Below are 18,817 nucleotides of genomic sequence, written 5' to 3'. Positions count from 1 at the left end.
TCAATTACTTATCAAGTAATTACTTTTGCTTACGACGACGCATAAATGCGAACGGTGCAGCAAGTAATGTTAACCATGCTAGTGAACCTGAAGAAGATTTCTTCTTCGGCTCTTCAACTACAACTGGTTGCTCAGATGCTTCATCAGCTAGGTTGTTAACTGTAACAGTTACCATCGCAGACTCTGAAACATTACCTGATCTGTCAGTTGCAACAACTTCAAGCTCAATTGATGTTAAACCAGCGTCATAATCAAGTACGTCTTGATTCATAACTACAACATCACCTGAAGATGTTACTGACACAGCCGTTGACGTTGAGCTAATTACGATAAACTCAGTTACAGGGCTTGCTAAGTCAGCACCGTAAGTTGCTTCTAAGGTACCAATTACCGTACCGTTTTCTGCATTTTCATTTACTGAGAACTCAGCATCAGCAACAACTGGTGGAGTGTTTGAATCAGATTCAGGTGTTGCAGCATATGCTTTAGAACCTGAGTCTGAAAGGATCATGAAATCTTCACCTGCATTGTATAATGTCGCTGAAGCACCTGGTTCAATTGAACTAACCACTTCACCAGCGTCATCAACAAGCATTGCATATACATCGCTTGATGCATCAGTGAATGTGTAAGTACCCATTGCAACATCACCTTCACCTGATGCAATTGGCGTCCATGTTTCTTCTTCTGTACGGAAACGAATGCTTGCACTCGCTTTACCCATATCTTCAGCAGTTAGACCAAATGCTTCAATACAGCTTTGCATTGTCAGGTGGTTATTACCGATGATTTGGTAAACATTGTCTAAGAAACCAGACGCGCTACCGTAACCGTGTGTAAAGGTAATTGCTGTGCCTGGCTCAACATCGTAGAACCATTCTAACTTACCATTTTGTACCGTTACATCGTATTCGCCATCTTGGTCCATATCGAAGTCAGCCATGAAGCCACCCACATAAGAGTGTGTAATACCTTCATTTAGAACAAGCGTCGTTAATGTCACAAAACCGCTTTCACAGATTTCAGTTGATACAGCAAACGTTTCGATTGACGCACCCACTAAGTCAAAGCGTTGGTCTTCATCAACATCATCAGTCATTACTGTTGGCGCGAACACTGGCTCAAGTGCTACAGCACCTGTATTTGTCACTTCATGTGCAACACCATTATCTGTTACCACAGGCATGAAGCTCATTGCTGCATTTGCTTTTGGTAATACGTGATAAACAAGGTGGAATGCTTCATCACTACCTTCAGAGAAGATTAACGCACCATCAAGTTCTAGGTTAGTTAAATCAGCCGTTGCATCTTGTGAGCCGATATTGTCATCCGTTAATGTCCACTCTGGTAACGTTGCAGGATCAATTGTCGCAGTTACGTCGAATGACATTGTTTGACCTGCAGGCACTGTGATTGACTCTGGGTAATCAAGAGCGAATGAACCACGCTCAACATCATCTGCATAACGTTGTTCAAGAGAAAGCGTGTACACTTTATCTTCGTTAGAGAAGTTCTTAACTTGAACTGTTTTAGTTAGCTCAACGGTTTCTGATGCATTCACTAAACCAAACGAAAGTGCTGCTTGTTTAGTATCTGCAGCCCACGCTGCAACTGGTAAGTTAGCCGCTTTGTTTACATCAACAAGACCCGCACCGATGTAACTAATTGGTGCAAGCTCAGCATCAGGGTTGATTGCTAATGGCTCCATAGTCACATTTAGGTTTGCAGTGTTCATTAACGTCGCTTTGATTTCAAACGCGTTACGCTCTGGTAGCGCTTCTTTCAATAAGCTCACCGCACCTGCTGTGATAGGACCAGAGAATGATGTACCCGTTGCGCCTGTAAGGCCATCACCAAGACCTGGATGAGCAGTCATGATGTTAACACCTGGTGCAGTAATTTCTGGTTTTAACAGACCGCCCATTGAAGGACCACGCGATGTGAAGTCTGCAATCGCACCAGACATAACAAGACGCTCAACCGTTAAATTAAATGTACCGCCCGCTTTAAGCGCCGTACCTGCTGCAAATGTTACGCCTACTGAAGGAATAGTAACAAGTGGCTCAGAACCACCCATAGGTGCTGGCGTACCATCATCAGTGTTGTTTGCGATAATAACAAATACTGCGCCTTTTTCTTGTGCGTAATATACTTTCGCACTGAAGTTACACGCACCACGGTCAAGAATTACGCCTTTACCTGTGAAATCAACATCATCAGCAAACGCTTCACATGCTGTTTGGTTTGCGTCAGGGTAAACTAGCTCAAGGTTGTCACTGGTGTAACTGAATGCGGTTTGTGGACCGAAGCTGGCTGGTTGTACAATCGCTTCTTCACCATTAACTGTACCACTACCAACTGATTCTTCACCTGTAGGGTGAGTCATTGCACCTACTGAAAGAGCGTTTTCAGTTGTACTTGGACCACCAACGATGAACGGGTATGCACCGTCATTACCAGCAGAGATAACAACGTTTGTGCCAAGCTTAACCGCTTGGTTGATGAATAAGCCTACAGCATCGTTGGCAATATCACCGTAATCACCACCTAGTGACATATTTACAACGTCAACACGGTCGCTCATATCACCGTCACCATTCGGATCCATTGCGCTTTCAAGTGCTAATAATTGCGCAAGACCTGGACAGCCACTATTACACACAGAGTAAACGAATAAATCTACGTTTGGCGCGATACCGTTCACAGAGTGAGAAACGTGTGTACCGTGGTTAGTTGTCACATCGATAGGGTCAGCATCATCATTAATAAAGTCGTAGCCGCCTAATACCTTACCTTGTGGCCAATCTACAGAAGCAGGGTCAGCAATCGCTGCAGCATATGCTTCATCTGTACCCGCACCGCCAAAAGCAGTGTGAGTGTAGTCAATACCTGTATCAAGTACAGCAACACGAACACCTTCACCTGTTGCTAAACCATTAGAAACTAAAGGCGTTGCTTCAATATAGTCAGCGCTGTCAGCAACATGCAACTCATAATCGTATACTGGGTAAATGCCCTCAACTTGAGAATTCGATAGTAACTTAGCAACATCTTGCTTGTTACCATTCACTACGATTGAACTTACTAATGTTGATGTTTTAGCAACAACTTGTACTGGTAAATCCATGCTATTAATAGCTTGTTCTACGCTTGCTTGCGCTACTTTTGCTTGCGCTTGAATCGATGCTACATCTGCACCCATTGTTTTCGCATTAATTGTTGCTGGAGCATTTAATTTTACTAGCCAGCTTGTCGCTTCACGATGAGCTTTCTGTTCTTTTTTAGTGACGGCGCTCGATTTAATTAATTTTTTACCGGCAAGATTATATTTAGAAAAGTCATTAGCTTGTGCACTAGCGCACATTGCACTGGTTACAGCCAAAGCAACTGCAGTTCTTTTTATTAGATTATTAGACATGGGTTCCCCTGGGATATGTTATGTTATCGTCTAAATAGTGATTGAAACTACGTTTCAGTCCCAATATAAAACGGAAAGCCAAACAAGAACAACATTTCCGTTACATTAGCGTTACATTCAGTACGCAACCGAACAACAAAACAGCTGTAAGCATATGTTTTTTTGAGGTTTAAACATGCAAGCTAGAGTTGTAAACATTTGTAAATGAACATCATGTATTGAGTTTTAATAAATAGAGTACGGTTAAATGAATTCAGAAGTAATCAACATTCTTACTATGGCAAAAGTGATTCAAACTGCTGTTGCACCGGTCTTTTTAATTACCGGTATTGCTGCAACGTTAGGCGTGCTTTCAAACCGCTTAGCGCGTATTACCGATCGAGCGAGACAGTTAGAGCGTAAGCTTAAAGTCAGTACCGATGAAGACTTCAATAAGTCGCTGACAACAGAGTTAAGAGCACTGTTAAAACGCTCACGCTGCATTCATATTGCATTTAGTCTGAGTGTACTCAGTGCTTTATTGGTGTGCGCCGTGGTCATGTGCTTATTCTTATCACACATTCAATCAATTAATTTAAGCGTGACGATTGCTAGCTGTTTTGTGGCTGCTATGGCACTGTTGATTTGTGGTTTTTTATCTTTATTAGGCGAGGTTTTCTTAGCAACAAGAAGCATGCGCCGCGGTATGATCTTCGCCGATATTGATATTAATGATTAATTAAGATTAACCGCAATACACTTGAATATTATATTGGGCTAAGATACAACTCAGTTAGTTTACTTTTATGACATCTTAAGGGGCAAAAGGAATGAAATTAAAACAATTAGTACTAGGTGCAATGCTTTCAACAATGGCACTGGGCGCATCAGCAAATTCTGTATTTGAAGAACCAAGCGATGCAATCGAGTATCGTCAGGCAGCATTTTCAATGATCCGCGTACAAATTGGTGACATGGGCGATATGCTAAAAGGAAAAGTACCTTTTGATGCAGAACGTTTTCAAAAGCGTGCAAACAATGCAGCGGCATTATCAAAAATGCCTTGGGAAGCTTTTGTAGCGGGTTCCGATAAAGGTGATACATCTGCACTTGCAGCTGTTTGGAGCGACAACGAAACCTTCATGAAAAAAGCAGTCGCTTTCCAACAATATGCTGATGAGCTAGCAGTAGCTGCACAAAGTGGCGACCAAAAAGTAATTGGTAAAGCATTTGGCGCATGGGCTAAAGGTTGTAAAGATTGCCATAAGTCTTTCAAAGACTAGTCTAGTAATCATTTAAACTAAAAAGGCGCTTATTAGCGCCTTTTTTCATGTTTTGAAGTTGCTACCCAAGCAAATAGCTGAGCGGCTCTGCGCCCCACGTCGTAAATAACACCACTAAGCATACTGCAAAAATAATAAAAGCGAGTACGGGTGATTTAGTGACTGGCTCAGTGACCGATACCTGATCGCTACTGCCCGTTAGCATGGGTTTTACTAAGTTCTTACCCTTGATACGGTAAATCACAATCGCCAGAATATGTAACACTATGGCATACAACAAAATATCAAAGTTTAGATGGTGCAACCAACCAGCAAGCTCTACGGTGTCTGTTGATACATGCGCCACCAGCGGGCCATCCGTTAAAATATCGTCACTAGTCATTAAGCCCGAGGTTAACTGCACAATAAGCAAAACAAAGAAAGCGATCACCATATAACTACCCGCCGCACCATGACCCGCCTTATGCTCACTGCTTTTAAACGATTTTATTGCCGCAACAGGCGAATGAATAAGTGCAGAGAGTTTTGCCGTTTTGCTACCAACAAGGCCCCAAACAAGGCGTGTAATAATAAGCGCCAAGGTAAAGTAGCCTGCAGCAAAGTGCAGCTCCAACATACCTTCTTCAGCACTAAAATAGAGTGTTGCGATGGCCGCAACTAATAACCAATGGAAGCTTCTTATAAAGCCATCCCATACTTTAACTTTAGACATTGTAACTTTCCCTTTAAAAGACGCTTATAACTTGCAGATATGAAATTTCAGCAACGGGTTCGGCTATACATTATTGCAAACTTCAGTTATTTTGACACACCTCTATTTCAGCCGTTTTGATCTGAGCCATAACAACAAACATGAGCGATAAGATGCATAAATCAACAATAAGAGCCTTGCTAAAAGGATTTTTCGACATGCTCCCCTTATGCCTTGCGGTGTTACCTTGGGGGATTTTATGTGGTTCGTTAGCTGTTCAAAATGGCTTCAGTGCTTTAGAAACACAAGCTATGTCGTTGTTGGTATTTGCAGGCTCAGCACAACTCGTTGCGATTGAATTAATGGCCGGCAATACCCCGCTTTTAACTATCTTATTTACCACACTCATTATTAGCTCACGGCACTTTTTATATGGTTTAGCTATTCGTCACAAAGTCATTGATCAACCCTTTCGTTGGCGCCTGCCTGTGAGTTTTGTATTGACGGATGAATTATTTGCTTTTTCGCATCATCGCAAAGCCTATCGCACAAAAGTGCGCCTTATTTATGCACTCAGTGCCGGGTTTAGTTTTTATATTGCCTGGAATATCTGGACCCTGCTTGGTATTGTCGCAGGAAGCCTCCTCCCCGATTTAACACACCTAGGGCTTGATTTCGCCATCGCAGCCACGTTTATTGCTTTAGTTATTCCGGGTGTAAAGAACCTTGCAACACTGGCTACTGTGATCACCGCTGGCGTTGTTGCAACGCTATTAAAAAATCAGGGCTTTCAACTTTGGCTTGTCACTGCGGCTCTTATCGCTATGACAGTGGGTTACCTAATTAGTCGCTGGCAGGCAAAAGAGGAGCATACACAATGATGACCACCATTTTATTAATGGCGTGTATCACCTTCTTCACACGTTACTTATTTTTGCACCGTGCATTACCGTTTAAAGTCGGCCCCAAAATGCAGCAATTCTTAAGTTTTAGCGCCCCAGCAGTACTCACCGCAATTTGGGTGCCCATTGTGTTTATTAATGACGAAGGGATAAATCTAGATTGGCAAAATCCCTACCTAAGTGCTGCTATCGTATCTGTTATCGTGGCTTATAAGACGCACAACATATACTACACAACACTGGCAGGGATGGGATTATTTATAATCTTAAGTTAAACGCTCGCTAGTAAAATCGCGCGGCTTTTTTCAAGTGTAACTTGCTCACGCTCACCAAGCGCTGTCATACCATGGCGCTCAAGCTGCGCAACAAGTTTATCTGCAACACTTTCATCTAGCTTATAATCGCTTAAACGAGTTGGCATTTTAACACTATGGAAAAATGCTTCTGTTGCAGCAATGGCGTTATCAATCGCCGCATCTTCATCGCTGATATCAAGACCTAACACTCGCTCTGCGTATTGTAATAGCTTGCCACGCTTCGTGTCTTTTTGCTCTGCCATCATACGCGGTAATACAATCGCTAATGTTTGTGCGTGGTCCAAGCCATACACCGCAGTCATTTCGTGGCCAATCATGTGGGTTGCCCAGTCTTGTGGTACACCTGCACCAATCAAACCATTTAATGCCATAGTTGCTGACCACATTATATTCGCACGCACTTGATAGTTATCAGGCTCAGAAAATGCTTTTGGCCCTTCTTCGATAAGGGTCATTAAAATCCCCTCAGCAAAGCGGTCTTGTAATTTGGCACCCACATCATATGTTAAGTATTGCTCCATCGTGTGCACAAACGCATCCACAATACCATTCGTTACCTGACGCTCAGGTAATGAGAATGTCACTGCAGGATCAAGAACTGCAAAACGAGGACGCACAAACTCACTGGCAAACGGCAGTTTGTCTTGAGTTTCTAAGTTTGATACAACACTGAACGTGTTTGATTCTGAGCCAGTTGCAGGTAATGTCAGTACAACGCCAAGTGCTACTGCAGATTTAACTTCAGCGCCTTTTGCTAAAATATCCCATGGTTCGCCAGTAAATTCTGCCGCAGCGGCAATAAATTTACTACCATCCACCACTGAACCACCGCCTACAGCTAAGATATAGTCAATTTGCTGCTCTTTAACCAGCTCTACCGCTTTCATACATGTTTGGTAACTTGGGTTTGGCTCAATACCCGCAAATTCAAACCAAGTATGCTCACTTAATGCGGCTTTAACTTGATCATAAACACCGTTTTTCTTGATGCTGCCGCCACCATAAGTAACAAGCACCTTGGCATTTTTTGGGATCTCATTTTGAATTTCTTTAATTTGTTGCTCACCAAAATGAATTTTGGTTGGATTTTCAAAGCTAAAATTTAACATGCTTACTCCCTTATATTTGTGAGTATTAATCAGTGACTCGACTATTGTAGTTGTTTTTATATAGGGATAAAGCCAGCAAATAGATAATCACTTTTGCAGACATGCAACAATAAACGACCTAAACTGCTATTAATTTACTGAGGCATTCTAGGGTACAAGATAATGTGGCAAGGCTTAGAGGAATTTTTATATGTTGTAGAGCACGGCAGCTTTACTCATGCAGCAAAGGCTATGGAAGTATCAACTTCACATATTAGTCGGCAAATACAACAACTTGAAAACCGTTTAGGCTCGGTGTTATTTCAACGCACCACTCGCAAAATAAGTCTTACCGATGCAGGCCGTGAATACGCAGTAAAATTAAAAGCAATTCGCCAAGAGTTAATCGATGCAAACAATCAATTACAAGGTGAACAACGTCAACCCAAAGGGCTAATTCGCATCACAGGAGCAGGCGAGTTCGTGGCAAACCAAGTTGCACCGAAAGTGGCTGAGTTCGTAAAGCGTTATCCTGAGGTAGAAGTCGATCTCGACTTTAATAGCCGCAACGTCAATTTAGTTGAAGAAGGCTTTGACTTAGCTATCCGCTTTGGCAGGATGCAAGACTCGAACTTAATTGCCCGCCCGTTATGTAAGCGTGCTATGACACTTGTTGCTAGCCCAGAATATTTAGCCAACCACACTCCCCTCAAAACACCTTACGATCTGGCTGAACATAATTGCTTAATAACCATGCGAAAACGTTGGCGATTTAATATTGACGAAGAAATCAAAGAAGTTCGTATTGATGGTAATTGGCGCAGTAACCACCCACAGGCAATTTTAAATGCTGCTGTAGCTGGAGTTGGCATCGCCCACTTAGCGTTAGATATTGTGGAGCCTTACTTAAAAAATGGCCAATTGGTTAGTATTCTGGATGAGTTTCAGGTTGGTGATAATGCATCTTGGTTAGTCTACCCAAGAAAAGATCTATTACCGTTTCGTGTACGTTTACTAATAGAACACTTAACCAATGCATTTGCTGATTAAAATTTACCCTTTTAGAAAAATGCCAAGCACGTTAGAATCACTGCAACAATAATAAAAAGTTATCACTATGAGCGAATTTCACCAACTCTCTGCTACCAGCCTACAAGGCCAAACCGTTGACTTTTCTGATTTTGAAAACAAGGTCGTACTTGTTGTAAACACTGCAAGTAAATGTGGCTTCACTCCACAATATGAAGGCTTACAAACACTGCATGAAAAATATCAAGAGCAAGGCTTAGTAATAATTGGCTTTCCTTGTAACCAATTTGGTAAACAAGAGCCTGGGGATGCGAAGGAAATTAAAGAAGGCTGCCTTATTAACTATGGCGTTAGCTTTTTAATGATGAGCAAAGTCGATGTGAATGGCGAACATGCTCACCCTGTCTTTAGATACCTAAAATCAGAGTTGCCGGGCTTTATTACCCGCAAAATAAAATGGAACTTCACCAAGTTTTTAATTGGTAAAGACGGCAAAGCCATTAAGCGATATGCGCCACTAACAAAACCTGAGCAGCTCGAGTCAGACATTGTTACTGCACTTAGCAAGTAACAATGTCTTAAAGCAATAAAGAGGCAAATTGCCTCTTTATCTAAATTTATGCTTAGTCGTTCAAGTACTCGTCAAAGTCGTCATCGCCTAAGTTTCTACGCAAGCGTTTTTGTTCAAGATAGTCTTCCAACTTCTTCTTAACGCGTTGCTTTTTCTTGTCGTGTTGATTACGCCCGACCATTTCGTACTCGTCTTCAACAAAATCGTCATCTAGCGCGTCATAACTAAATGTCTTACCCACAACCCACTCCATAAAGTGTTTGAGACCAATTCAGGAGATTAAAATTTGCTCGATGAATTGGCAAAGATTAAAAAGCTCAGTAGTAATTTAGTATCTAAAAAACCACCAAAATAAAGCCATACACCCATGCTAAATAGGCCATATGTCAATATTGTGAATAAATAGCGCTAAATTCGATTTCTGAAAAGTGAGAGTTTTTTATCGTTTCGATAAAACACATTTATGCATGTATATTTTTTAGTGAATTTGACTAAAAAGTGGTTAAAACTTTATTTTCATCACTTTGGTAAAAACAGCCAAAACAACACAACAATTTGAAATATATGAAATTATTAACTTTGGCATCTTAATTGATTATGTATTTGTGTCATTTCAAACAGGAAAGAAAAAAATGAAAAAGTTATTGTTAGTAAGTTCTTTATTTATCGCTACCAGCGCAATGGCTCATAACGATAATGATACAAATATTTCATTCAGCGGTGAGCAATGTGATGTTGAATTTAAAAATGATGTACGCATCACACCTAGCGAGTTAGAAGTATACACAGCCGATAATCGCACGATGAAAATCATCGATCAGCACACTTTGTATATCGATGGTCAAAGCGTATCGCTTGATGCTTCACAACAGCAAGCAATTGCAGATTACTCAGACAGCTTACGCAGCCAACTTCCTGAAGTAGCAAATATTGCGCTTGATGGCGTAAAAATCGCAGGCGTAGCAATTGAAGAGGTATCAAAAGCCTTCAATATTGACGGCCTAAACGACATTTCAGAATTAATGGACGATATCAGCGTAGAAGTGCAAAACGCTTTCTATCAGCAAGGTGCGTTCACCATGGGTCAGCAAAATTTCGAAAAATTTGGCCAAAACTTTGAAGACCAATTTGATGAGCAAATCGAATCAGCAGTCGAGTCAGCCATGATGCAATCGATGGGCAGTATTTTAGTGGCGCTAGGTTCTGAGCTTTTAGGCTCAGGTGGCGACATGGATGAATTTGAACAACGTATGGAAAACATGGGCGCACAAATCGAAGCGCGTGTAGAAACACAGGCAGCTCAACTGGAAGAGCGCGCAGATGCATTATGCGGCAGCTTTGCAGATATCGCTCACAAAGAACAAGAGTTAGTGGCGCTAGTACCAGAGCTAAGAGAGTACCAACTATTTACTTTCAAACAGAACGCAGAGTAATTGACGAATTAACATCCCTGAACCAAAAACTTGGTCCTTTCGCGCAGAGCTTGCTCTGCGCTTTTTTATTTTTTGGCCAGCACAGTCAGTTGCGATAACGTTTTAATCGCCTGCTCTAAGTTTTCAGACCAAGGCAAGCCATAACTTAAACGAAAACAGCTACGGTACTTTTTACCCGCTGAGAATATCAACCCTGGTGTAATGCTGATCCCCGCCTCTAGTGCCAAATGGAATAACTTTACCGCATCATATTGGCTACCAAGATCAACCCAGATAACACAGCCCCCTTGCGGGTTACTAATACGCGCACAATTTGGCATATATTGCTGCAGGCACCAAATCATGCGCTCTTTGTTGGTGCTTAAGCGCTGTCTAAGCAAACGAATGTTACGGTCGTACTCTCCGCTGGCTATAAACTCATACAAGGTCCACTGGTTTATAAGTGGCGCAGAGCAACTAAGCGCGCGTTTATGCCGTCTTGCTTGTTCTGCAAACTTACCGGCAATGATCCAACCTATGCGGTAACTGGGGGCAGCTGTTTTTGAAAACGACGCGCAGGTGATCACTAAGCCCTTTTTTGAATAGGCCTGTGCAGGCGTCGCACGCTTGGCTGTAAAATGTAAGTCGCCATAAACATCATCTTCAATAAGCACCACGTCGCGCTGCTCCAAAAGTGCCACTAATTGCTCACGCTTGGCATCAGGCATAAAGCTGCCAACAGGGTTATTTAATGAGGTAGAAAACACACAGGCTTTTATATCATGCTCATCGAGTGCTTGAGCCAAGTCATCTAGCCATATTCCTTCATCAGGACACAGCGGTATTTCCAGTGCCTTTAAACCTAAGCTTTCAATTAACTCGATAATGCCAAAATAACAAGGCGACTCGATTGCAATAACATCACCGGGTTTAGCGACACACTTAAGGGCAATCGCCAGTGCCTCTTGAGCACCGTTGGTGATCACTAATTCATCGCTATCAACCCCAATACCAAAGTCCAGATAGCGATGAATGAGTTGCTTTTTAAGTGGTGCAAAGCCATCCATTGGGCCGTAATTAATTGCCGATGCGCCAGCCAGTGTCATTACTCGGCGCATTGTTCGTGCCAGCGCTTTATCTGTTGGAGCTGCGGCCACAGGGTTGGCGATACCAAATGGCACCACATTAGCTTTATGGATAGCGCTGTAGACTTGCTCAATCAAGCCTTGCTTATTGACTGTGGTCGGCTCTCGACTGAGCCTAACTCGCTTTGGACGAGACTGATTTAACTGTGAAGACTTTAAAAAGTAGCCTGACTTTTCTCTGGCTTCGATCAGCCCTTGCCCTTCAAGTAATTGATACGCTTGCTTTACCGTTGGAATACTAATGTTGAGCTTATCAGCCATTTTTCTGAGCGAAGGTAATTTTTCACCCGGTAATAACGAGCCTTGCAAGCAAAGATCTCTAACTAGCTGAATAACTTGTTGATATAAGAACTCACTGTTACTACGACTGATAACTTGTGACATAGCCCACCAAACTGTATAGGTTGCATTTCTAGTTTTCTGTATATGTTAAGTATACAGAAGCGAACTAAAATGAACATACTTTCAATTTTTAGGTACTAACTATGAAAAGCGCCGCTCTCTACCTTGCTACAGTATTGATCTGGGGATCGACTTGGCTAGCTATTGAGTTTCAACTGGGTGATGTCGCTGTTGAGGTCTCTTTATTTTATCGCTTTGCCATTGCAGCCATTTTAATGTGGGCCTTTGTGCTGGTAAAAAAACTCCCTATGCAATATTCACTGCGTGATCACGGATTTTTTGCATTATTGGCTTTATTTAACTTTGGTTTAAATTATTTAGTGCTGTATTGGGCGCAGAATTATCTCACCTCAGCAATGGCCTCAATTGCCTTTTCGATGTTGCTATTAATGAACATTATTAACACCCGCTTGTTCTTCGCCAAGCCAATTGCAAAACGAATTTACTTTGGCGCACTACTTGGCGTAATGGGTATTGCCAGCTTGTTTTGGCCACAAATTCAGCAATTCGACTTGAGTAATGGTGCGTTGGTCGGGTTACTACTTGCGCTGTCAGGGACCTTTGTGGCTTCATTGGGAAATATGGTCAGCGTTCGAAACTCTCAGCGTAATATTGGCGTACTTCAGGGCAATGCCTGGGGCATGTTATACAGCGCTTTAGGGCTAGCTGCTTATGTTTTAGTAAGCGACGTTGAGCTGACATTGAATGCCCCAACCAGTTATTGGGTATCGCTCTTCTATTTAGCAGTATTTGGTACCGTAATCGCATTTGCTTGTTACTTCGCGCTACTTAAAAATATCGGCCCTGAGCGAGCAAGCTATGTAATCGTATTGTTCCCGCTGGTTGCAGTGGTTTTAAGCACCTTATTTGAAGGATTCGAATGGCAAGCGAATACCTTTATGGGATTTAGCTTGGTGTTATTCGGAAATGCTATCGTGCTAACTCCAACTCGACAAATTAAAGCATTTTTTGCTGCACGTAACCTACAGCAAAAAAGCTCCATCCCCAGTTAGAAGTGACTATGTCGCCTCTAACACCAAGCGCTGGCAAATTTTGCCGGCGCTTTTTTATGGCACATGAAAACGAAGTGCTTGTTTGTGAATCTTAACTTTAGCCGGAGTAAAACCAACGAGCTCACCATCGGCTTCTATAGCCAGTCCTTTCGAGGTGATCTCGGCAGTCGTTAAACGGGTATATTCCAGCGCGTGCAAACTATGATGCTTTACGAGCAGTAAATACAAAAAGCTGAGCAGGTTTTTCAATAAACCGCCAGCTGGCATGCAGTAGCAATCAAGCTGACCATCATTTAACTTTGCCCGAGGGGCAATCTTTAAGCCACCACCAAAGTAATGATGATTAGCAAAAATCGTTGCTAAATTACTGTAGTTGAGTGCTTTACCATTAAACTCACCCTGAAGTGATCGTGCCCGAAATGAAAATAGCTGTTTGATGCCCTGCCAAGTGTAGCCAAACGAGCTAAAACTTCCGGCTTTATTTAGTTTAGTCACGACTTCAGCGTCAAAACCTATTCCCGCCACATTAATAAAATAGCGTTGATTGATTTGTCCAACATCGATTAATTCTGTACGGCTATTAAAAACAGCTTCATACCAAGCCTGTTGTTTACACGCAAAGCCACGAGCAAAATCATTTCCTGTGCCTGCTGGAATTAACGCGATAGAACAGCGACTCGTCATTAATGCATTAACGGCTAAATGCAGCGTCCCATCACCACCAATCACCACAACTTGAGTCTGGTTTTTAGCCAAAAGCGCAATATCAGCGCAATCATTCTCAAACTTGCCTGTGGTTAAATACAATTCAGGCTCAATCTGTCTTTTTTTACATTCTTTTAGTAGCCAATCAACACTGTTTTTATGATTTTTTTTGTCACTTGGCTTTATTATTATCAACATCAACGGTTACTTCTTTTCTTGCATGGCAAAAACACCACGCTCGTTCAAATTATATTAATCTGAATAATTAATCACTTTCTCACTCTAAAAACGCATAAATAAAAACACCAAAAGCTAAAAACCTTTATTTACTTACACTTCAACGCAAATGCAATTGCATAAGCATGCAGAGCAATGTGTATTTAAAAACTTAACCCCATGTTAATAAAAGGCTTTCAGATTAGAAAAAGTTATCCGATAGACTCAATTTTTATCGTTTTATTTTTGTCCAGTTTGGTTGCAAAATACTCACGTTTTCAACCAAACACAACCCGGAGCAAAGTAATGAACCCAATTAATACATTAAACCAAAACGCTGCAGCTCATGTTGCCGTAAAACCAACAAACCGCAAAGCAAAAATGTTGGCAAAACTAAATCGCTACGGCAAAAAGTTAGCTCTTGGCGGCGCAGTACAACACAAGTAATCCCCAACCATGGTTACTTTATCGGTGCAGTAAACACCCAACCACTAACGAAGATCCTTCTTTAGCTCCTCCGTTTACTGCCCCAACCCCCTTCTTTTAAGTTAAAAACAGCAAATAATTAAACCTTTTTACAAAAAACCCCCTCTTTACGCTCAAAAAACAAGCAAACAAACTTTTTCCTATTTACACAGCCGATTCAGCTAAGTATTATTCTCGCATCACGATGTGGAGAGATGGCAGAGTGGTCGAATGCACCGGTCTTGAAAACCGGCAGGGGTTTGTAGCCCCTCTAGGGTTCAAATCCCTATCTCTCCACCACTTATTTTTATTTGTTGATTTATTTCAGCAAATTACAATCAGAATTATGCGCTGGAGAGGTGGCCGAGTGGCCGAAGGCGCTCCCCTGCTAAGGGAGTATAGGGTTTGTAGCTCTATCGAGGGTTCGAATCCCTCCTTCTCCACCATTTTATTATTAAAAACCGCTTTTAAGCGGTTTTTTTATGCCCGAAACCTTGCACACTTCATTATATTTCATGCATGCTAAGTATCTATTTGCTACACAAAGTGATGCTATGTTTCGTTTTGCATTTTTTACTCTTGCCCTATTTGCCAGCGCCAACAGTCAGGCCACTATTTATAAGTGCATGATTGACGGGGTTGCCACCTTTACAGAGCAGCCTTGTGGTAAAGACGCAGTAATCGTGAAAATTGCACCGCCACCAGCAACTAACCAACCCCCAGCCACAGAGCAGCCGGAAAAACCACAAAAGCCTGCGGACTTAAGTGTTGAGGATTATTTAAAAATTCAAAAAGCCGATCGCGAAATAGACCGCCTTCAGTTAGAAATCAAAGAACTACAAAAACAACAAAGTGAACGCATCGATAAACTCAATAATATGACGCAAGATGCCGCAAACAGGTTAGGTGCGCCTTCTATTGAAGATGCTATCAGCAAACAAAGTGAGCGTATTAACGCTTATTATAAAAGCCAAATCACCATCCTCGAAAAACAGGTAGCACAGTTAGAAGAAGGCAAGAAACAGCTAACTGAGCAAAACAGCCAGTCCAATTAGTCTAGCTTACCAAAACTGGTCAGACATGATATAACAGGTTTGCTGATTAAGTTTAGGGATCAATCGTTTTGCAAATTCACACGCTCGAAGGTTATATTCAAAATATCTATTTGGTTGAATATCCAGATAAATTGATGCTGCTTGATGGGTGTTGCCGTGCTGATGTGAATACTGTATTTGACTATATTACCGAGCAACTCAAGCGCCCCATCACAGACTTAAAACTGATAGTAGTCACCCATATGCACCCCGATCATGCCGGTGGAGCGCATGCATTAAGAAAGTTAAGCGGTGGCAAAATAGCTACGTCGAACGCCCCTGGGCAATGGTATAGAGGCATTGCTGGTTTTTTAATGCATTTAACCGATATCGCTTTGGCTTGGTGGGTCGCCGGTAGGTTAAATAAAAAACGCCACAATCTTTGGTACAGCCGCCATTTAGATGCAGATTATTACCTTGCCACAGATGCAACCCTACCGGGTTTTGACGATTGGCAAGCACTGCATAGCCCAGGTCATACAGACCGAGATATTAGTCTGTATCATATTCCTAGCGAGCGAATTTACATTGCTGATTTATTGGTAAAAGTAAAAGGGCAGCTTGTGCCACCCTTTCCTGTTTTTTACCCAAAGCTGTATTTAAACTCTTTGTTAATGCTAAAAGCGCTGCAACCAAAACGAATTATGTTTGCCCACAGTAACGAAGTTAGTATTGATGACATCGACTTTGAGCAAATTTTAGCGCTGGTCCCCGAAAAACCAATGACGCACTGGCGTTCCGTCAAAGCAAAGGCCCGACAAGCACTTAATTTAAAGCGCTTTTCACAGTCTTGATAAATTTATCAATATCCTGCTGCTCATTATAAATATGAGCTGAAACTCTTAAACCTAAGTGACGTTCATCAACCGCAATATTCGCTGCAATAAGCGCAGCTTTTACAGCCGCTTGTTGCTCGCCAAAATGCATAATGGCCGTTCCAGAGCATTTGTCAGCCTGTATTGGTGAACGCATATAATCAGCTAATTGATCATGAAACTGCGCGAGCATTGCTAAGTTATGAGCGCGTACTTTCTCAATACCAAGATCAGCAAAGTAATTAATACTATGCGAAGCCAAAATATAAGGTGCAACTGAGGGTGTGCCACCCCAAAAGCGCAACGCGGTTTGATGATAAGCAAAGTGCTTAATATCAAACTCAAACGGATTTTGATGAGAAAACCAGCCAACATCTTGTGGCTGACAAAGTGATAGCTGCTTGCTGTTAACCCATAAATAAGCAGCACCCGGTCCACCACATAGCCATTTGACACTCGAGCCCAACATAAAGTCGGCATCTAGCTTAGTTAAGTCGACCTCTAAAATACCTGCAGACTGCGCAACATCAAGTAAGCTCAATGTGTTGTGTTGTTTCGCGATATTTATAATTTCATGAATAGGCGCTTGCTGACCCGTGTTTGAATAAACATGGCTAATAAAGACTAAATCAATATCATTATTCGCTAAATATGACTGCCAAACCTGCGCATCGGTTAAGTCTTCATGCTTATCAATAAACACGATTTCAGCACTTTCAGGTAGGGCTTTTTGCATTGCAAAACCCATGCTTGGAAAATCACTTTCTGCCATCAACACTTTGCAATTTTCTTGTTGCAGTCGCTGGTGCGACATCAAAAGCTTAGTTAAACCACTCGATAAGTTAACTTGTGGGCAAAATAGCTCACTGTGCGAGTTAAATAATTTAGCGAGACTACTCGTAAATGCCTCGACACCTTGCAGCCACTGTTGCCATGGTTCTTTATTTTCATGTTGCCAAGCGGCAAAAAACTGCTGATGAAAATGCTGCTCAGCAGATTTTAATGGTCGCCCAACAGAGTGGTTAAGCAAATAGCTGCCTTGTGGAATTACAAAATCGTTTTTGTTCATTACTTAATCCACTGTTTTAACTTAGTTAAGTCATCGAAACGAGTGCGAATATCATCCCGCTTTACTGCCGCACGGCGATCACGCAACTGCTCTAGTGAGTTTAGTAACACATGCAAAGGCGGCCCACTGGCTGTGACTTTATCCATATGTTGTTGCTGCATTTGCTGTGAAGGCTGCGCAATATATTTACTGACCAATTGATTATGATGGCCAATGGCAGTATCACCATGCAGTTTACACACTTGAATGAACAGCTTTAAGTTAGTTTGTAACCATTCACTATCGCGCTCAGCTTCTGCCGCTAAGAAGTCATCCATAATACTTGTCATACGCATGCTCTCACGCAGGATCTGCTGATCTTCAGGCATCATATACAAGAATTTATCCACCAGCATTTGCGAGTAACTAGGTTCATTAGCAAAGCAAAGACCAAGTAATAAATCGATGACATTAATGCCCGCAAAATCACCGGCATTCGCACCTCGATATACCTCTTTACCTACTCGGTACGGCTTGTAATACGGACGTACACAATAGAAAAAACGGTCTGTGTCGAGCTTGTTATATAGCGCATTATTCGAATCAATCACATCAAGCAGCGCTTGTTTTGCTACTGCCAGTAAATCAGCCGTGATAGGGTGCGATATCCCTAACGGCTGAATTTTTAATAAAGCATCTGCCGCGCGCTTATACGCTAAAATGCCCTTGGTGTTGTAATCGACAAAGATTTTCTCATCTTCAAGGTCAGTAAAGCGCTTATACAAACCATCAACCGCTTTATTGTGGGTGGTTAAATGCGCCGTTGCAAATCGCGGGGTTACACCAATAGATGCACCGATGTGCATTGCCAACGCAGAGGCTTCAACAAGCGGTGAGCTTGTTTCACGAGAAGGCTCAGTGATTTCATGTCGACGGCATGCCGCCATATACAAACCAACATTACCTAATAAATCGAAGGCGTTATCAAAGCCTTCATCGGTATTGCCCTCAGCCAGTAAAGCACAAATATGCTCATTACCCTCTTGCTCTAATTGACGTTTAAGGTGCTCACCGACACCCTCTACATTCGCTTTATCGTCTTGTTGCCAATATAGTTTTTCTAATTCGCTGTTGATTTCAACAAAACGGGTGCGAAGCCAGCTATCAAATGCCTTGGTGTTCTCAGTCACAGGCTCACTCCAAAATAATTATATTGCGATAATG

19 protein-coding genes and 2 tRNA genes are annotated in these 18,817 nt (G+C 42.0%); 13 read left to right on the top strand and 8 right to left on the bottom strand.

The window, feature by feature from the left end:
• Positions 1-19: 19 nt before the first annotated feature.
• Positions 20-3,418, bottom strand: coding sequence for a S8 family serine peptidase (locus NH153_RS02420; protein ID WP_063700614.1), 3,399 nt, complete (start codon positions 3,416-3,418; stop codon positions 20-22).
• A gap of 247 nt (positions 3,419-3,665) precedes the next feature.
• On the opposite strand from NH153_RS02420, the gene NH153_RS02415 reads away from it, so the two are divergent.
• A complete protein-coding gene (locus NH153_RS02415; RefSeq protein ID WP_063700612.1) occupies positions 3,666-4,136 on the top strand; it encodes a DUF2721 domain-containing protein in 471 nt (156 codons plus the stop codon).
• Between the two features lie 91 nt (positions 4,137-4,227).
• On the top strand, positions 4,228-4,680 hold the full coding sequence (locus NH153_RS02410; protein WP_063700610.1) for a c-type cytochrome: 453 nt from the start codon (positions 4,228-4,230) through the stop codon (positions 4,678-4,680).
• A 61-nt stretch (positions 4,681-4,741) separates the two neighbouring features.
• Here the strand turns inward: NH153_RS02410 and NH153_RS02405 are convergent, their stop codons facing one another.
• Positions 4,742-5,392, bottom strand: coding sequence for a cytochrome b/b6 domain-containing protein (locus NH153_RS02405; protein ID WP_063700607.1), 651 nt, complete (start codon positions 5,390-5,392; stop codon positions 4,742-4,744).
• A 152-nt stretch (positions 5,393-5,544) separates the two neighbouring features.
• Between NH153_RS02405 and NH153_RS02400 the strand changes: the two genes are divergently transcribed.
• Together NH153_RS02400 and NH153_RS02395 are read left to right on the top strand one after the other, a co-directional pair.
• Positions 5,545-6,252, top strand: a complete 708-nt coding sequence (locus NH153_RS02400) for an AzlC family ABC transporter permease (RefSeq protein ID WP_063700709.1) — start codon at positions 5,545-5,547, stop codon at positions 6,250-6,252.
• The gene (locus tag NH153_RS02395) at positions 6,249-6,548 is read left to right on the top strand and encodes a branched-chain amino acid transport AzlD family protein (RefSeq protein ID WP_063700605.1); all 300 of its coding nucleotides are present in this window, start codon (positions 6,249-6,251) and stop codon (positions 6,546-6,548) included. The genes NH153_RS02400 and NH153_RS02395 overlap by 4 nt, the downstream gene beginning before the upstream one ends.
• Here NH153_RS02395 and NH153_RS02390 read toward each other — a convergent pair.
• On the bottom strand, positions 6,545-7,699 hold the full coding sequence (locus tag NH153_RS02390) for an iron-containing alcohol dehydrogenase (protein ID WP_063700603.1): 1,155 nt from the start codon (positions 7,697-7,699) through the stop codon (positions 6,545-6,547). The two genes, NH153_RS02395 and NH153_RS02390, sit on opposite strands and share 4 nt — an antisense overlap.
• Positions 7,700-7,861: 162 nt before the next feature.
• Here NH153_RS02390 and NH153_RS02385 point away from each other — a divergent pair, with 162 nt between their 5' ends.
• Entirely contained in the window at positions 7,862-8,728 is an 867-nt protein-coding gene (locus NH153_RS02385; RefSeq protein ID WP_063700602.1) for a LysR family transcriptional regulator, read from the top strand.
• Positions 8,729-8,795: 67 nt separating this feature from the next.
• A complete protein-coding gene (locus NH153_RS02380) occupies positions 8,796-9,278 on the top strand; it encodes a glutathione peroxidase (RefSeq protein ID WP_063700599.1) in 483 nt (160 codons plus the stop codon).
• Positions 9,279-9,330: 52 nt separating this feature from the next.
• On the opposite strand, the gene NH153_RS02375 is transcribed toward NH153_RS02380, so the two are convergent.
• Positions 9,331-9,519, bottom strand: a complete 189-nt coding sequence (locus NH153_RS02375; protein ID WP_082389337.1) for a PA3496 family putative envelope integrity protein — start codon at positions 9,517-9,519, stop codon at positions 9,331-9,333.
• Positions 9,520-9,910: 391 nt separating this feature from the next.
• Here NH153_RS02375 and NH153_RS02370 point away from each other — a divergent pair, with 391 nt between their 5' ends.
• Positions 9,911-10,711: a YggN family protein gene (locus tag NH153_RS02370; RefSeq protein ID WP_063700707.1), complete on the top strand. Its 801-nt coding sequence runs from the start codon at positions 9,911-9,913 to the stop codon at positions 10,709-10,711.
• Between the two features lie 65 nt (positions 10,712-10,776).
• On the opposite strand, the gene NH153_RS02365 is transcribed toward NH153_RS02370, so the two are convergent.
• Positions 10,777-12,219 carry an aminotransferase-like domain-containing protein gene (locus NH153_RS02365; RefSeq protein WP_063700597.1) on the bottom strand — a complete coding sequence of 481 codons (1,443 nt, stop codon included), beginning with the start codon at positions 12,217-12,219 and terminating at the stop codon, positions 10,777-10,779.
• Between the two features lie 101 nt (positions 12,220-12,320).
• Here NH153_RS02365 and NH153_RS02360 point away from each other — a divergent pair, with 101 nt between their 5' ends.
• Positions 12,321-13,250 carry a DMT family transporter gene (locus tag NH153_RS02360; protein WP_063700595.1) on the top strand — a complete coding sequence of 310 codons (930 nt, stop codon included), beginning with the start codon at positions 12,321-12,323 and terminating at the stop codon, positions 13,248-13,250.
• 54 nt (positions 13,251-13,304) lie between these two features.
• Here NH153_RS02360 and NH153_RS02355 read toward each other — a convergent pair whose 3' ends face one another.
• Positions 13,305-14,153 carry a diacylglycerol/lipid kinase family protein gene (locus NH153_RS02355; protein ID WP_063700593.1) on the bottom strand — a complete coding sequence of 283 codons (849 nt, stop codon included), beginning with the start codon at positions 14,151-14,153 and terminating at the stop codon, positions 13,305-13,307.
• A gap of 324 nt (positions 14,154-14,477) precedes the next feature.
• Between NH153_RS02355 and NH153_RS21830 the strand changes: the two genes are divergently transcribed.
• The 5 genes from NH153_RS21830 to NH153_RS02335 all read left to right on the top strand — a co-directional run bounded on the left by NH153_RS21830 (position 14,478) and on the right by NH153_RS02335 (position 16,524).
• Positions 14,478-14,618, top strand: a complete 141-nt coding sequence (locus NH153_RS21830; RefSeq protein ID WP_167350231.1) for a hypothetical protein — start codon at positions 14,478-14,480, stop codon at positions 14,616-14,618.
• 227 nt (positions 14,619-14,845) lie between these two features.
• Positions 14,846-14,936, top strand: a tRNA-Ser gene (locus NH153_RS02350).
• 53 nt (positions 14,937-14,989) lie between these two features.
• Positions 14,990-15,082, top strand: a tRNA-Ser gene (locus NH153_RS02345).
• A gap of 108 nt (positions 15,083-15,190) precedes the next feature.
• Positions 15,191-15,691: a DUF4124 domain-containing protein gene (locus NH153_RS02340; RefSeq protein ID WP_167350230.1), complete on the top strand. Its 501-nt coding sequence runs from the start codon at positions 15,191-15,193 to the stop codon at positions 15,689-15,691.
• A 68-nt stretch (positions 15,692-15,759) separates the two neighbouring features.
• Entirely contained in the window at positions 15,760-16,524 is a 765-nt protein-coding gene (locus tag NH153_RS02335) for an MBL fold metallo-hydrolase (RefSeq protein WP_063700589.1), read from the top strand.
• Here the strand turns inward: NH153_RS02335 and NH153_RS02330 are convergent.
• Complete coding sequence (locus NH153_RS02330; protein WP_063700587.1) at positions 16,496-17,614, bottom strand: aminotransferase class V-fold PLP-dependent enzyme; 1,119 nt, start codon at positions 17,612-17,614, stop codon at positions 16,496-16,498. The genes NH153_RS02335 and NH153_RS02330 overlap by 29 nt on opposite strands.
• The gene (locus NH153_RS02325; RefSeq protein WP_063700585.1) at positions 17,614-18,783 is read right to left on the bottom strand and encodes a PrnB family protein; all 1,170 of its coding nucleotides are present in this window, start codon (positions 18,781-18,783) and stop codon (positions 17,614-17,616) included. Before NH153_RS02325 ends, NH153_RS02330 begins: the two co-directional genes overlap by 1 nt.
• Between the last annotated feature and the right edge of the window lie 34 nt (positions 18,784-18,817).

This window comes from Pseudoalteromonas gelatinilytica (genome assembly GCF_001641615.1).
Taxonomy (GTDB): domain Bacteria; phylum Pseudomonadota; class Gammaproteobacteria; order Enterobacterales; family Alteromonadaceae; genus Pseudoalteromonas; species Pseudoalteromonas gelatinilytica.
Note: the sequence above shows the minus strand (reverse complement) of the source record. Positions and strands in the feature narration are given on the sequence as shown.

Coding starts and splice junctions, on each gene's coding strand:
- NH153_RS21830 (WP_167350231.1), top strand. CDS start 14,478: ATGAACCCAATTAATACATTAAACCAAAACGCTGCAGCTCATGTTGCC.
- NH153_RS02385 (WP_063700602.1), top strand. CDS start 7,862: ATGTGGCAAGGCTTAGAGGAATTTTTATATGTTGTAGAGCACGGCAGC.
- NH153_RS02365 (WP_063700597.1), bottom strand. CDS start 12,219: ATGTCACAAGTTATCAGTCGTAGTAACAGTGAGTTCTTATATCAACAA.
- NH153_RS02360 (WP_063700595.1), top strand. CDS start 12,321: ATGAAAAGCGCCGCTCTCTACCTTGCTACAGTATTGATCTGGGGATCG.
- NH153_RS02380 (WP_063700599.1), top strand. CDS start 8,796: ATGAGCGAATTTCACCAACTCTCTGCTACCAGCCTACAAGGCCAAACC.
- NH153_RS02370 (WP_063700707.1), top strand. CDS start 9,911: ATGAAAAAGTTATTGTTAGTAAGTTCTTTATTTATCGCTACCAGCGCA.
- NH153_RS02405 (WP_063700607.1), bottom strand. CDS start 5,392: ATGTCTAAAGTTAAAGTATGGGATGGCTTTATAAGAAGCTTCCATTGG.
- NH153_RS02400 (WP_063700709.1), top strand. CDS start 5,545: ATGCATAAATCAACAATAAGAGCCTTGCTAAAAGGATTTTTCGACATG.
- NH153_RS02390 (WP_063700603.1), bottom strand. CDS start 7,699: ATGTTAAATTTTAGCTTTGAAAATCCAACCAAAATTCATTTTGGTGAG.
- NH153_RS02415 (WP_063700612.1), top strand. CDS start 3,666: ATGAATTCAGAAGTAATCAACATTCTTACTATGGCAAAAGTGATTCAA.
- NH153_RS02340 (WP_167350230.1), top strand. CDS start 15,191: ATGTTTCGTTTTGCATTTTTTACTCTTGCCCTATTTGCCAGCGCCAAC.
- NH153_RS02410 (WP_063700610.1), top strand. CDS start 4,228: ATGAAATTAAAACAATTAGTACTAGGTGCAATGCTTTCAACAATGGCA.
- NH153_RS02355 (WP_063700593.1), bottom strand. CDS start 14,153: ATGTTGATAATAATAAAGCCAAGTGACAAAAAAAATCATAAAAACAGT.
- NH153_RS02330 (WP_063700587.1), bottom strand. CDS start 17,614: ATGAACAAAAACGATTTTGTAATTCCACAAGGCAGCTATTTGCTTAAC.
- NH153_RS02395 (WP_063700605.1), top strand. CDS start 6,249: ATGATGACCACCATTTTATTAATGGCGTGTATCACCTTCTTCACACGT.
- NH153_RS02420 (WP_063700614.1), bottom strand. CDS start 3,418: ATGTCTAATAATCTAATAAAAAGAACTGCAGTTGCTTTGGCTGTAACC.